At 61.3% G+C, this 13,957-nt stretch carries 10 protein-coding genes; 6 read left to right on the forward strand and 4 right to left on the reverse strand.

Annotated elements, in window-relative coordinates:
• Nucleotides 1–152: 152 nt before the first annotated feature.
• Complete coding sequence (locus AC5YUO_RS09755; protein WP_496153159.1) at nucleotides 153–1,001, reverse strand: LysR family transcriptional regulator; 849 nt, start codon at nucleotides 999–1,001, stop codon at nucleotides 153–155.
• Nucleotides 1,002–1,104: 103 nt separating this feature from the next.
• Here AC5YUO_RS09755 and AC5YUO_RS09760 point away from each other — a divergent pair, with 103 nt between their 5' ends.
• Nucleotides 1,105–2,439: an aspartate aminotransferase family protein gene (locus tag AC5YUO_RS09760; RefSeq protein ID WP_496153160.1), complete on the forward strand. Its 1,335-nt coding sequence runs from the start codon at nucleotides 1,105–1,107 to the stop codon at nucleotides 2,437–2,439.
• Here the strand turns inward: AC5YUO_RS09760 and AC5YUO_RS09765 are convergent.
• Complete coding sequence (locus tag AC5YUO_RS09765; RefSeq protein WP_496153161.1) at nucleotides 2,436–4,541, reverse strand: sensor histidine kinase; 2,106 nt, start codon at nucleotides 4,539–4,541, stop codon at nucleotides 2,436–2,438. The two genes, AC5YUO_RS09760 and AC5YUO_RS09765, sit on opposite strands and share 4 nt — an antisense overlap.
• Entirely contained in the window at nucleotides 4,538–5,284 is a 747-nt protein-coding gene (locus tag AC5YUO_RS09770) for a response regulator transcription factor (protein WP_046801265.1), read from the reverse strand. Before AC5YUO_RS09770 ends, AC5YUO_RS09765 begins: the two co-directional genes overlap by 4 nt.
• Before the next feature lie 210 nt (nucleotides 5,285–5,494).
• Here AC5YUO_RS09770 and AC5YUO_RS09775 point away from each other — a divergent pair, with 210 nt between their 5' ends.
• From AC5YUO_RS09775 to AC5YUO_RS09790, 4 genes are all read left to right on the forward strand, one after another.
• On the forward strand, nucleotides 5,495–6,523 hold the full coding sequence (locus AC5YUO_RS09775; protein ID WP_496153162.1) for an ABC transporter substrate-binding protein: 1,029 nt from the start codon (nucleotides 5,495–5,497) through the stop codon (nucleotides 6,521–6,523).
• A 113-nt stretch (nucleotides 6,524–6,636) separates the two neighbouring features.
• The gene (locus tag AC5YUO_RS09780; RefSeq protein ID WP_046801267.1) at nucleotides 6,637–7,662 is read left to right on the forward strand and encodes an ABC transporter substrate-binding protein; all 1,026 of its coding nucleotides are present in this window, start codon (nucleotides 6,637–6,639) and stop codon (nucleotides 7,660–7,662) included.
• Between the two features lie 85 nt (nucleotides 7,663–7,747).
• On the forward strand, nucleotides 7,748–9,979 hold the full coding sequence (locus AC5YUO_RS09785) for an ABC transporter permease (RefSeq protein ID WP_496153163.1): 2,232 nt from the start codon (nucleotides 7,748–7,750) through the stop codon (nucleotides 9,977–9,979).
• Nucleotides 9,976–11,037 (forward strand): ABC transporter ATP-binding protein, encoded by a 1,062-nt coding sequence (locus AC5YUO_RS09790; RefSeq protein ID WP_496153164.1) that lies wholly within the window; start codon nucleotides 9,976–9,978, stop codon nucleotides 11,035–11,037. The genes AC5YUO_RS09785 and AC5YUO_RS09790 overlap by 4 nt, the downstream gene beginning before the upstream one ends.
• Nucleotides 11,038–11,111: 74 nt before the next feature.
• Here the strand turns inward: AC5YUO_RS09790 and AC5YUO_RS09795 are convergent, their stop codons facing one another.
• Nucleotides 11,112–13,148: an oxidoreductase gene (locus tag AC5YUO_RS09795; protein ID WP_496153165.1), complete on the reverse strand. Its 2,037-nt coding sequence runs from the start codon at nucleotides 13,146–13,148 to the stop codon at nucleotides 11,112–11,114.
• A gap of 141 nt (nucleotides 13,149–13,289) precedes the next feature.
• Here AC5YUO_RS09795 and AC5YUO_RS09800 point away from each other — a divergent pair, with 141 nt between their 5' ends.
• Nucleotides 13,290–13,928, forward strand: coding sequence for a TetR/AcrR family transcriptional regulator (locus tag AC5YUO_RS09800; RefSeq protein WP_400819699.1), 639 nt, complete (start codon nucleotides 13,290–13,292; stop codon nucleotides 13,926–13,928).
• Nucleotides 13,929–13,957: the final 29 nt, after the last annotated feature.

Below are 13,957 nucleotides of genomic sequence, written 5' to 3' on the forward strand. Positions count from 1 at the left end.
CCTCGCTTCAGGACGGCGTTCCCTGAAAGCAGCAGATTAGTGCTCATGTTCGAGCGGCCTAACGATGGTAACCCCTTGACCGCGGGCGGCAGTCGCTATTTCTGGCCGCGCCGCGACGGCGAGTGCACCGGGGAGGGATAGATCGCTCCTGGCTAAAGGCTGAGCCCCGGAAGAACGGTGCGGATGTGATCGCGCAGCGCCTTGGCCGCCGAAGATGTCTGCGGATCGGCAAACTCGATGGCAATACCGATCGTCGGCAGGGGTGGTAGTCCGCTTTTGACGATATGAAGGTCGGGTGGAACGGCGGTCCTTGTCAGAACGCTGATGGCGTGGCCGGAGCGCGCGATTGCGATGAGGCCGGCAAGGCTGTTGCTGGCGAAGGCGACACGGTAGCGGCGATTGGCGGTTTCCATGGCGTCGCACGCCGCGCGGTGATCCAGCGTCACGGGTGCGGAGAGCGCAAGCGGCAGCACGTCCTTGGTGATGAGATCCGGCTCCGGCCTGTCCGCCACCCAGACGAAGCTTTCCCTGCGGAGCACGTCGCGGTGATCCGGATCGGATTGCGAAACCAGCGCCATGTCGATCTGGCGACGCTGCAGGAGGGGCCGCAATTCCGTCGTCGGCGCACAGACCATGCGCAGATCGACTTTCGGGTAAGTGCCGAAGAAGCCTCTCAACAGTTCCGGCAGGAAGGCGATGGAGTAATCTTCAGGGCAGCCCAGGCTCACGGTTCCCTGCAGCGTCGCCTCGCCCATATCGGCAAGGATTTCATCATGCCGGGCAAGCAGGGCGCTGGCATGGGCAAGCAGTTTTTCGCCCGCCGCGGTTACGCGCACTCCAGAGCCCGTTCGCTGCAGCAGGGTGTGGCCGACCAAATCTTCCAGCCGCTGCATCTGGGTGCTGAGCGCGGATTGGGTGCGGCCGATCTGCGTGGCGGCGACGCTGATGGAGCCCGCACGGGCGACAATGATAAAGTTCTTCAGCAGCGTAAGGTCGAGCATGGCGATATCAAAATTATCAATATTGGAGTAAAATACTATCAATTAGACTGGGGTGGCAATGGGCTGTTATGGTTCGGCAAGATAAACTTTTGGGGAATGTGCCATGGACAATCTTGCGAAGAACTTCGCCTCGCTCAATGACGAACCGGCCTTCTGGGAGGCTGCCAACAAACACCTGACCCGCTACGGACCGGCCTTTGAGGAGATCATCGTCGAACGAGCCGAGGGAAGTTTCGTTTACGATGCCGATGGGCGCGCCATTCTCGATTTCACCTCCGGCCAGATGAGCGCTTTGCTCGGGCATACCCACCCGGATATCGTTGCCACCGTCAACCGGCAGATGGCATCGGTTGCGCATCTCTTCTCCGGCATGTTGTCCCGCCCGGTCGTTGAGCTCGCGGCGCGGCTGGCGACGCTCGCGCCGGGTCTCGATCGCGTGCAATTGCTGACAACAGGCGCTGAATCCAACGAAGCGGCGATCCGCATGGCGAAGCTCGTGACCGGCGCGCATGAGATCGTCGCTTTCGCACAGAGCTGGCACGGCATGACCGGGGCTGCGGCATCCGCGACCTATAGCGCCGGCCGCAGGGGTTATGGCCCGGCCACGGCCGGCTCACTCGTTATTCCCGCGCCGAATGCCTATCGCCCGCGCTTCAGGAACCCCGATGGATCGAATGACTGGCAGGCCGAGCTCGACGATGCCTTCGAACTGATCGACCGCCAGTCGACCGGTAATCTCGCCGCCTTTATTGCCGAACCGATCCTGTCGAGCGGCGGTATCCTCGAATTGCCCGTCGGTTATCTCGCTGCGCTGAAGAAAAAGTGCGAGGAGCGGGGCATGCTGCTCATCCTCGATGAAGCGCAGACTGGTGTCGGCCGGACCGGGCATATGTTCGCCTTCCAGCGCGATGGTGTGACGCCCGATATCATGACGCTGTCGAAGACACTCGGCGCCGGCCTGCCGCTTGCGGCGGTGATGACGAGTGCGGAGGTCGAACAGAAGGCCTTCGAGAGGGGTTTTCTGTTCTACACGACCCATGTTTCGGATCCCCTGCCGGCGGCAGTCGGCGTGACGGTTCTCGATGTGGTGGCGCGTGATGGCCTGGTGGAACAGGCGATTGTCCGCGGAAATCGTTTGAAAGAGGGATTGCTCTCTCTGCAGCAACGGTTCGAATGCGTTGGAGATGTGCGCGGGCGCGGGCTTTTGCTCGGACTTGAAGTCGTCGCCGACCGGCATACGAAAGCCCCGGGTTTCGAACTTGGCGCGCGTATCATGCAGGAAGCGATGCTGCGCGGCCTCAGCATGAATATCGTCAAGCTGCCCGGCATGGGCGGCGTTTTCCGCATTGCGCCGGCACTGACCGTATCGGATTCGGAAATCGACCTCGGGCTGGAGATACTGGCGGATTCGATCGAATCCGCCCAGCTTGCCCGCTAGGTGTGGCCGGCATTTGCCGGGAAGGTCAGTTCCACCCTTGCGCCTTCGCCGGGCCTGGAGCTGATATGCGCTTCGCCACCGCTCTGGCGAACGAAACCATAGACCATGGCGAGGCCGAGGCCCGCACCGCCATGGTCGCCCCGCGTGGTGAAATAGGGCTCGAATGCCTTGTCCACGGCCTCCGGCGTCATGCCGATGCCCTCGTCGGTGACAGCGATCACAAGCATCTCTTTTCGGAAGGCGGCTTCGATGGAAATCAGGCCGCCATCGGGCATGGCGGCTGCGGCATTCAGGCAGAGATTGAGGATGGACTGCTCGAAAAGGGCCGGGTCGAGCGGTATCGAGGGAAGGTCGTCATCGATATCGAGCGCGATCCGGCATTTAGGACCAACGGCGATTTCGAGAATATCGGCCATGCCGCGCAGCAGGCTTGCGACATTGATGACGCTTGGATGAATCGGCTGCTGGCTGCCGATGGTCAGCATGCTGCTGGCCAGAGACCGACCGCGGTCCGCCGCCTTGCGGATACGGGCGATGTGCCGGTTCTGGCGATCGTTGAAACCGGCTTCCCGTTCCAGAAGTCCAAGACTGCCGGTGATGATGCCGATCATGTTGCCAACCTCATGGCTGACCTGGTGGGTCATGCGCATGATGCCATCAAGCCTCTGGGCTTTGACGGCCTCCGCTTCCTGGCGATCGAGAGCGGTCACATCGCGGGCGAGGAGCACGATGCCGCCGTCCGGCTGGCGTGAGATCGATACTTCGATTACCCGCTGATCGTCAGTGCGATGGCGTAAGACTGCGCGGTCGAGCAGTTCTCCCGGCTCCGTATCGAAGGGCAGCAGAGCCGGATCGATTTCCGGGATCGGTTCGACAAACCGGCGAAGCGGCAGTTTTCGCGATGAGCCGGAGCGTCCGACAAGTTCGATGATGCGGCGGTTCATGGTGATGGGCCGCCCAGCCGGATCGAACAGCGCTATTCCCTCATTCATGGTGCGAAAGGTCGAGCGGATGGTGCGGGCCGCCGCTTCCGCCGTGCGCCTGAGGCGTGACACGCGGTCGACGCTGTCATGGAAGGCGCGGAATGCATCGAGCAGACGGATCAATTCCGTCTCCGGCCCCGAATAGGAGGGCGGGCCGACATCCGTCTCGCCCTTGGCAAGGGCATTCATACCGTTGGAGAGCGTCACGATTCCGCGCGAGACACGCATCACCGAGCGGATCGAGAAGATCGCGACGACGAGAACCAGAAGCGAGGCGACGGCGACAATGATCAGCAGCCGGTTGAGAGCATCGGAGGTCGAAATCAGGTCTTCGTTCAGGCTGCGCGCAACCGCATCGCCCTGGGTCTCGGTCACATGGGAAAGGTCACGCGACACGGTGTGAAGCCGGGAGACCGAGGCGCGGATGGCGAACATTTCCAGAAGGTAGCGGCTCTGGGCTTCGAAGACCCGCTCATAGGGCTTCAGTTCCGCCACGGGCAGGCGCTCGCCGGGGTAACCCTGCTGGCGCGCGGTGGTTTCCGCCACGTAACGGCGGCGCAGTTCGCCAAGCTGGAAAAGGCTGTCGGATGCGGATGCGGCCTGCACGATGCCGTTCATTCGCCGGCGCAGTTCGGGATCGAGGATGCCCTGACCGGTGGCGATTTCTCCGAGCGCCGCTGCCGCTTCCGCCTTATGGCCCTGTGCCGCATCGGCGTCCTTTGCCAGATCGAGTGTCTGGGCCCGGATAAGCTGGAGCAGTTCAACGATGCGTTCGCTCGCAAAGCCGCGTGCGGCCCGTTCGCCGCTGCCCGGCCCGGTCATCTCAAGCAGCAGGTCGACCTGCTGGACCACGGAGCGGCTTTCGCTGGAAACGCGATAGGGCGAGGCAGCATTCATCAGGAACGGGGCGCTGGAGACGAGATCGGAGACCTGCCGCGAGACCAGCGATGCCTTGGCTAGACTGGAGAAGGCCTGCAAGCCATAGGCCGCCATCTCATCGCGGGCCCGCTGCAGGCCATAAATGGCGATGGCCGACAGGCTGAAGACGAGGACGCAGGTAAAGACGATCGCAAAGGGCAGGCGAAAGGCAATCGAGGAAAGGAAGGAACGGCTGATCACGGGGAAAGCTCGCCCTCATCGGTATGGAGCACATATCCCTTGCCGCGCCGCGTCTTGATATGGCGCGGCAGATCGGGGTTTATCTCGATCTTGCGCCTGAGCCGCAGCACCAGCACATCGACATTGCGGTCGATATAACGGTCGCTTTCCGAACCCAGCCGGTCGAGGATCTGCGAGCGGCTGACGGGCTGGTTGGGCGTTTCTGCGAGAATTTCCAGCAGCGCGAATTCGGCGCTGGTCAGCGTGCGGCTGCGGTCCGCGAGGCAGACCGCCCGGCGGGCATCGAGATCGATCGCCCAGTCACCGAGGCGAAGGGCCGTGCGGCCATGATCACGCTCGCTGTCCTTCTCCTGTTTCAGCGAGGGGATCGTCCGGCGCAACACGGCCTTGATCCGCGCCGTCAGTTCGATGGGTTCGAAGGGTTTGACGACATAATCGTCGGCGGCGGTTTCCAGACCGAGAACCCGGTCGGCGGCGCTGCCGGCGGCCGTGACCATGACAATGCCGATATCGCTATCGACCTTGCCGCGCAGCCGCTGGGCAAAGGTGCGGCCGGATGTGCCGGGCAGATTATGGTCAACGAGCACCAGCTGCATCCTGTCCCGCGCCAGTATCTCGTCCGCTTCCTCGGCGGAGCGGGCGCAGGTGGGCAGCCAGCCCTCGGCCTCGACGAGGTCCGAGATAAGCTCGGCCATATCAGGATCGTCCTCGACGATCAGAATGCGAACCTTCTGATTAAGCACTGCATCTTCCTCCCGCTGCCATCATAGGCGCGGCTGCGGCGATCTTCAAAGGCTCGCTGGTTATCTCCTCTGTCATAATTGTAATATCTGTAATCTTGTTCGGCGGTGCGGTGAAAGATTGGTAACCATTCTTCGATTGCGGTACGGGCCGAATGTGACATGCTGTTGGTGGAGACTGGAACGGGGAGGTTCCAGGCAGGGAGGCTTTAAGTGAAACGATTGACCGCACTTGCGGCGAGCATGGCTTTATGGCTGTGCGGCGCAGGGCATGGCATGGCCGAGCCGAAGTTGAACGTCCTTTGCGGCGTCGACGAAGCCTGGTGCGTGGCCATGCAGCGGGCTTTCGAGGCAAAAAGCGGCCTTGAGATTTCGATGGTTCGCAGGAGCACAGGCGAGATTCTCGACCAGATTCGTGCCGAACGCTCCCACCCGACAGTCGACATCTGGTGGGGCGGCACCGGTGATACCCATCTGCAGGCCGGCTCGGAAGGGCTGCTGGACGAATATCAGCCGCTGCATCCGCAGGATCTGTTGCCTTGGGCGCAGAATTTTTATGCGATGTCCGGCTCAAGGTCCGCCGGCATTTATGCCGGGGCGCTAGGTTTCGCTTATAATTCTGAACTGCTCGCCAGAAACAATCTGCCGGCGCCCACATGCTGGAAGGATCTGGCCAAGGATATTTATCGCGGCCATATCCTGACCGGCAATCCGAACTATTCCGGCACCGCCTTCACCATGCTCGCCACGCTGGTCCAGCTGTTTGGCGAGGAGGAGGCCTTCGGTTTCATGACGAAACTGAACCAGAATGTCGTGGGTTATACCAAGGTGGGTGCAGCGCCCGTCAAGGCGGCGGCGCGGGGCGAGGTGCTGATCGGGATTTCCTTCATGCATGACGCCGTGACCCAGAAGATCGAAGGATTTCCGCTGGTCATCGTCGCCCCCTGCGAAGGCACCGGTTACGAGATCGGGGCGGTTAGCATTGTCAAGGGCAACCGCAATGCGGCCCTTGCGCAGGATTTCGTGGAATTTGCGCTGAGCCCGGAAGGGCAGGCGACCGGGGCCGCAGCGGGCCAGAACCAGGTGCCTTCCAATGCCCGGGCGACATTGCCGCTGACCGCACCCGATATATCGATGATCAAGATGGTGGATTACGACTTTGCCACTTTTGGCCAGCCTGAAGAGCGAAGTCGGTTATTGAGCCGCTTCGACAGCGAAATCCACCCGAGCCAGACCCAGTAGGGGTCAGAAAACCGACATCCCAAACGACAGCGTGCGCGCCGCAGGGCGCCGCGACCGGCAGCGCCATGTCCGCGCGGCCCAGGAATTCAGACGCAAGCGACAGGAGGATAACCATGCGACTGACGATACTTTCCACCCTGCTTTTTGCCGGCACGGCACTGAGCGCCGTTTCCGCGCAGGCGGCGGGCGAACTGAACCTCATCTGCTCGGCCGATGTCGTGATCTGCGAACAGATGAAGGGCGATTTTGAAAAGTCGCACGACATCAAGGTCAATATGGTGCGCCTGTCTTCTGGCGAGACCTATGCCAAGGTGCGTGCGGAAGCCCGCAACCCGAAGACCGATATCTGGTGGGCCGGCACCGGCGATCCGCATATGCAGGCGGCCTCGGAAAACCTGACGTTGGAATACAAGTCGCCGATGCTCGACCAGTTGCAGGACTGGGCCGTGAAACAGGCCGAAAGCACGGGTTACAGGACTGTCGGCGTTTATGCCGGCGCGCTGGGCTGGGGCTACAATACCGAAATCTTCAAGTCGAAGGGTTACAAGGAGCCGAAATGCTGGGCCGACCTGCTGGCGCCGGAACTGAAGGGCGAAATCCAGATCGCCAATCCGAACTCTTCGGGCACCGCCTATACCGCGCTTGCCTCGCTCGCGCAGATCATGGGCGAAGATCAGGCGATCGACTATCTGAAGAAGCTCAACGTCAATATCTCGCAATATACCAAGTCGGGTTCCGCACCGGTCAAGGCGGCGGCGCGTGGCGAGACGGCGCTCGGCATCGTCTTCATGCATGATGCGGTGGCGCAGACGGCGGAAGGCTTCCCCGTCAAGTCGATCGCGCCTTGCGAAGGCACGGGTTACGAGATCGGCTCCATGTCGATCATCAAGGGCGCACGCAACCTCGACAATGCCAAGACCTGGTACGACTGGGCGCTGAAGCCGGAAGTGCAGTCGCGCATGAAGGACGCCAAGTCCTTCCAGCTTCCCTCCAACAAGACGGCGGAAGTGCCGAAGGAAGCACCGAAGTTCGAGGACATCAAGCTCATCGACTACGACTTCAAGACCTATGGCGACCCGGCCAAGCGCAAGGCGCTTCTGGAGCGCTGGGACCGCGAAGTTGGTGCAGTCGCCAACTGATCTTAACTCCGGCGACAGGCATCCCGGCTTTTAAAGCCGGGGTGTCCGCCACTCTTTCATCGGCATGAAATAAGCGAGGTCGGCCATGACACGTGGCAATCGCAGGCTGGACATCGTCCTGGCGCTCGGGGCTTTTGCCCTCATTCTTCTCCCCTGGTATCGCATCGAAGGCGGCTTTTTCAGCTTCCGCTGGTTGTCCGGATTTTTCTCCACCGCCAGCAATGCGCCGGGCGTGCTGCAGATACTGTCCTATGGAAAACCATGGCTTGTCGGCATCGTTCTTTTCTTCCTTGCCGCATGCCTTGTCCGGCCGATGCGTGATCCGATGCGCCGGGGCGGGTTGCTTGCCTTTATCGGTGCTGCCGGTCTCGTCTTCCTTGCCTTGCAGGGGCTGGCGATCGGCTTTACCGGCTGGACCTGGACGGTGAGTGAAAACCTCTTCGGCCTGCTTGCCGATGGCCAGCCTTCGATGGGTGCCGGCGCCGTCGTCCTGTCGTTCGTCTTCGTGCTTCTCTTTGCCTTCGGACTTGCCGAACGTGGCGTCATGAAAGGCGACGCCTTTGTCGTCGGCGCCATTTCCGTTCTGGTCTTCCTCGTTGCGGTTTTTGTCTTTTATCCGATCGGCAGCATGCTGATCGCCTCCGTTCAGGATTTCGACGGCTCCTTCAATGCCGATGGCTTTATTCGCAATATCAAGGATCCCGGCATCTGGAGCCTTGGCTGCGTCACGGGTGAAGAGCGTTGCGGCGTTGCCTGGCGCACATTGTTTCTCGCCCTGATGACCGCCTTCGGCTCGACCGTGCTCGGGCTTGGCTTTGCGCTGATCGCCACCCGCACCCGCTTTCCCTTCAAGAAGGGCCTGCGGCTTCTCACCGTTCTGCCGATCATCACGCCGCCTTTTGTCATCGGCCTTGCCCTGACGCTGCTGTTCGGCCGCGCCGGCGTCGTCACCGAATGGCTTTCCTATCTTTTCGGCATCGAACCCGGTCGGTGGCTTTATGGCATGACCGGCATCTGGATCGCGCAGGTTCTTTCCTTCACGCCCATCTCGTTTCTGGTGCTGATCGGCGTGGTTGAAGGTGTCAGCCCGTCGATGGAAGAAGCCTCGCAGACATTGCGTGCCGATCGCTGGCGCACCTTCTGGCGGGTGTCGTTGCCGCTGATGAAACCCGGTCTCGCCAATGCGTTCCTTATCGGCTTCATTGAAAGCATGGCGGATTTCGGCAATCCGCTGGTGCTTGGCGGCACCCATGGCGTGCTGTCGACGGAAATCTTCTTTGCCGTCGTCGGCTCGCAGAACGATCCGTCCCGCGCCGCGGTTCTGGCGATCATCCTCCTGTGCTTCACGCTTTCGGCCTTCCTTGCCCAGCGTTTCTGGCTGGCAGGCAAGAATTTCGCCACGGTGACCGGCAAGGGCGACAGCGGCGCGCATATCGCCCTGCCACGTGGCCTGTCCATCGGCGTTCACGCCATCGTCGTGCCATGGATGATCTTCACCATCGTTGTTTATGGCATGATCCTCGTTGGTGGTTTTGTGAAGACCTGGGGTCTCGATAATTCCCTGACGCTTGATCACTACATCCGCGCCTTTTCCGTCAGCTTCTCGAACGGCTCGATCGCCTGGACGGGCGTTGCCTGGAACTCGTTCTGGACAACGATGGAGATCGCGCTGGTTTCGGCACCGCTCACCGCTGCCGTCGGTCTTCTGACCGCCTATATCATCGTGCGGCAGAAATTTGCCGGGCGGAACCTGTTTGAATTTGCGCTGATGATGAGCTTTGCCATTCCCGGCACGGTCATCGGCGTCAGCTACATCATGGCCTTCAACCTGCCGCCGGTGGAAATGACCGGTTCGGCACTCATCCTCATCGCCTGCTTCGTCTTCCGCAACATGCCGGTCGGCGTGCGCGGCGGCATCGCGGCGATGAGCCAGCTCGACAAGAGCCTCGACGAGGCGTCGCTGACGCTGCGTGCCAATAGTTTCCGCACCATCCGCAAGGTCATCCTGCCACTCTTGAGGCCTGCAATCACGGCCGCACTGGTCTATTCCTTCGTGCGCGCCATCACCTCCATCAGCGCCGTCATCTTCCTTGTCAGCGCCCAGTACAACATGGCGACGTCCTACATCGTCGGCCTTGTCGAGAACGGCGAATATGGTGTGGCGATCGCCTATTCCTCGATGCTGATCGTGGTGATGATCACCGTCATTACCGGCTTCCAGCTCATTGTTGGTGAGCGACGCCTGCGGCGCGAAAACCGCGTCGCCGGCCTGCCATCCGCTTCCTCCGTTCCTCTTGCCCAGGAGAAAACCGCATGATTTCCGTAAAACCCGGCTCCGTCACCTTTCAGAATGTCCGCAAGACCTTCGGCGCCTTCACCGCCATTCCCGACCTGTCGCTCACCATCGAACCCGGCACGCTGGTCACCCTGCTCGGCCCCTCCGGCTGTGGCAAGACAACGACGCTGCGCATGCTGGCGGGTCTCGAACATCCGACCTCCGGCCGCATCCTCATCGGCGACAAGGATGTGACCATGCTGCCTGCCAATGAGCGCGATGTCTCGATGGTCTTCCAGTCCTATGCGCTTTTCCCACACATGACGGCGCTCGACAATGTCGCCTACGGCCTGCAATCCTCGGGATTGCGCAAGGCGGAAGCGCGGGAAAAGGCGGAAGAGGGGCTGAAGCTCGTCGGCCTCGCCGGCATGGGCCATCGCCTGCCTGCCGAACTTTCCGGCGGCCAGCAGCAGCGCGTGGCGGTCGCCCGCGCTTTGGTGCTGGAACCGCAGGTGCTGCTGCTGGACGAGCCGCTTTCCAACCTCGATGCCCGCCTTCGCCGCCGGGTGCGTACCGAAATTCGCGAATTGCAGCAGCGGCTGGGTTTCACCGCCGTTTATGTGACGCATGATCAGGATGAGGCGCTGGCGGTTTCCGACCGGATCATCGTGATGAAGGATGGCGAAATCGCCCAGTCGGGTGCGCCGCGCGATCTCTACGAAGCACCGGCCTCCGCCTTCATCGCCGATTTCATGGGCGAGGCGAATGTCGTCGGTTGCGAGGTCATCGGCGTTGAGGGCGCCGATGCGCTGATCCGTGTCGGGGGGATCGATCATCGGGTTTCAGCCCGCAATGCCCGGCCGGGCCCGGCCACACTCGCGGTGCGGCCCGGCTCGATTTCCATTGGACAGCCGGGCGGGCAGGGGCTTGCCGGGCGGGTGCTGCACAGCGCCTATCTCGGCGGGCACGTCGAATATGAGGTGGAAACCGATATCGGTACGCTTTTCATTGTCGATCATGCCGTGGAAACCAGCCTGCCGGCGGCGAGCGATGTGACACTGGGGCTCAAGAACCGGGGCATTGCCTTGATTCAGGCCTGACGCCGCCGGTCCTGCATTCCTGCTGCTGCGACAGAGGCAGCTTGGTCTGCCTCTGTCTGTCAGGAGCGTCAGGCTCAAATGTCCTTTGCCAGACGCAGCGCGTCATAGATCGCCGCATGGGTATTGCGCGCGGCGACCGCGTCACCGATCCGGAAGAGCCGGTATGCGCCTTCCGGGTTGCGCTCGACCATTTGGGATGCTCCCGCAAGCAGGGCGTCGTAGGAGATTTCCCCGAGATTCTTCGAACCGGGCTTGAGGTCGAAATAAAGGTCATCGAGCGGGATCGTGCCGTGGTTGACGACGATCTGGTCGACGGTTCTCGATTTCGTCACGCCGCCATAATCGCTGCCGACATGGGCGACAAGTTGGTTGCCGTTTCTTTCCGCCGATTCCAGCCGGTAGGTAACGGTGAAGGTGACATCGCGTTTCTGCAGCGAGCGCATATAGGGAACGAGGTTCATGGCCATGACTTCCGGGGCGAAGGCGCGGTCAGGTGTCATGATCTCCACTTTCGCCCCGGCCTTTGCGAGGAATTCGGCGGCCTGCAGGCCTGCATGATCGCCGGCATCGTCAAAAACCAGCACATTCGTTCCCGGTTTGACATCTCCTGAAATGATATCCCAGGCAGAGACGACGAGATCGTTGCCCCTCGAAAGCACGTCGGTATGCGGCAGCCCGCCGGTGGCGATGATGACCACGTCAGGGTTTTCCGAAAGAACCGTGTCCGCCTCCGCCCAGGTGTTGAAATGAAAGGTGACGCCCAGCCTCTCGCACTGGCTCATGCGCCAGTCGATGATGCTGATCATCTCACGGCGGCGTTCGCTCTGTGCGGTCAGCCGGATCTGCCCGCCGGGATTGTTGGCGGCCTCGAACACGACGACCTCATGGCCGCGTTCGGCACAGACACGCGCGGCCTCGAGCCCGCCCGGACCGGCGCCGACGATCACCACCTTCCGGCGTTCCGCCGCTTTGGGTATCTCGTGCGGCATGGTTTCTTCACGGCCCGTTGCCGCATTGTGGATGCAGAAAGCGAGACCGCCCTGATAGATGCGGTCGAGACAATAGTTGGCGCCCACGCAGGGGCGAATGTCGTCCTCGTGTTTTTCCATGATCTTGCGCACGATATGCGGATCGGTCATGTGGGCGCGGGTCATGCCCACCATGTCCACCTTGCCGGCAGCGATGGCGTGGCGGGCGGTGGCGACATCGGGAATCTTGGCGGCGTGGAATGTGGGGAAGCTGGTCGCGGCGCGGATGTCACCGGCGAAATCGAGATGCGGCGCATTGGCCATACCCTGGATAGGGATGACGTCGGTAAGGCCCGGGTCGGTATCGATATGGCCCCTGATGACATTGAGATAATCGATCAGGCCGCTGTCCTTCAGACGTCTGGCGATTTCGATGCCCTCTGCCTTTCCGGTGCCGCCCTCAAGACATTCGTCGGCGGTGTAGCGGACACCGAGAATGAAATCGTCGCCCACGCGTTCGCGCATCGCCTTGAAAACATCGAGACAGAAGCGCATGCGGTTTTCGAGCGGGCCGCCATAGGGGCCATCCAGCTCGTTTGTCAGCGGCGAGACGAACTGGTCGATGAGATGGCCATAGGCTTCCAGTTCCACCCCGTCCATTCCGCCCGCCTTCATGCGTTCGGCCGCGTCGGCGAAGTCCTTGATGATACGCTCGATATCCCAGTCCTCGATCTTCTTCGGAAAAGCCCGATGCGCCGCTTCCCGATGATGGGATGGGGCAAGGATCGGCAGCCAGTCGCCCTTGTCCCAGCGGGTGCGGCGGCCGAGATGCGTGAGCTGGATCATGATCGCCGCACCCTGTTCATGCACGGCGTCGGTCATTTCCCGGATCCACGGGACGATCTCATCCTTGTAGGCGAGCAGATTGTTGAAGACGGGCGGGCTGTCCCTGGAGACGGCGGCGGAACCGGCCGTCATTGTGAGCGCAACGCCACCCTTCGCCCGTTCCACGGTGTAGGCGCGGTACCGTCCCTTCGGCATGCCATCCTCGGGATAGGCAGGTTCGTGCGAAGTGACGATGATGCGGTTGCGCAGCGTGAGGTGTTTTAGCTGGTAAGGCTGAAGAAGGGGATCACTCGACATGGCCTGCTCCAAAAGGGTTTCTGTCCCAAGGCTAAGCGCGAATGTACACTTGTGTCAATTTACAAAACATAATTGTCTTTCCTTTTGACATGAGTGTACATCCCGCTTGTCGCGCAGAGACCAATTTGCTACGAACGCGTCATGGAAGCGACATTGAACGAAACCGGCTGGCGTGGATCGCAGGAGGGTTGGCTTGAGGCCGCCTATCAGGCTTTGCTGGAATCGGGCGTGGATTCCGTCAAAATCCTGCCTTTGGCAAAAAAGCTCAACCTGTCTCGCACGAGCTTCTACTGGTTCTTCAAGGACCGGGAGGAATTGCTGGCCGCGCTGGTTGCCCGCTGGCGGGAGAAAAATACCGGAAGCATTGTCCGGCAGTCGGAAGCCTATGCGGAGACGCTGGCCGAGGCCATGCTGAATGTTTTCGATTGCTGGCTGGATTCCTCGCTGTTCGACAGCCGATTTGAATTCGCCGTGCGAAGCTGGGCCCTTCAGTCCGACGAGATTCTTGCGGAGGTTCGCAAGGCCGACGAGATGAGAATGGCGGCGCTTTCCCGCATGTTCGTGCGGTTCGGCCTCAATGAAAACACGGCGGATGTGCGTGCCCGGACAACCTATCTCGTGCAGATCGGTTACATTTCCATGCAGTCCGAGGAAGACGTGGCGGTGCGGATGCAGCGGATTGCGGACTATATCGTCATCTATACCGGTGAGATGCCGCAGCAGCGCGAGCTTGACCGGTTTTATGCGAGACACGGGTATAGGCCGGGTTCATCGACCTGATGGACCGGCGTCGCGAAAATGCACGCCAC

It is taken from the genome of Agrobacterium sp. LEGMi-208b, from assembly GCF_059511785.1.

Bases quoted from the DNA above. Each gene is read 5' to 3' on its own strand.
- AC5YUO_RS09800 (WP_400819699.1), top strand. From the start codon at position 13,290: ATGGAAGCGACATTGAACGAAACCGGCTGGCGTGGATCGCAGGAGGGT.
- AC5YUO_RS09755 (WP_496153159.1), bottom strand. From the start codon at position 1,001: ATGCTCGACCTTACGCTGCTGAAGAACTTTATCATTGTCGCCCGTGCG.
- AC5YUO_RS09760 (WP_496153160.1), top strand. From the start codon at position 1,105: ATGGACAATCTTGCGAAGAACTTCGCCTCGCTCAATGACGAACCGGCC.
- AC5YUO_RS09795 (WP_496153165.1), bottom strand. From the start codon at position 13,148: ATGTCGAGTGATCCCCTTCTTCAGCCTTACCAGCTAAAACACCTCACG.
- AC5YUO_RS09790 (WP_496153164.1), top strand. From the start codon at position 9,976: ATGATTTCCGTAAAACCCGGCTCCGTCACCTTTCAGAATGTCCGCAAG.
- AC5YUO_RS09780 (WP_046801267.1), top strand. From the start codon at position 6,637: ATGCGACTGACGATACTTTCCACCCTGCTTTTTGCCGGCACGGCACTG.
- AC5YUO_RS09785 (WP_496153163.1), top strand. From the start codon at position 7,748: ATGACACGTGGCAATCGCAGGCTGGACATCGTCCTGGCGCTCGGGGCT.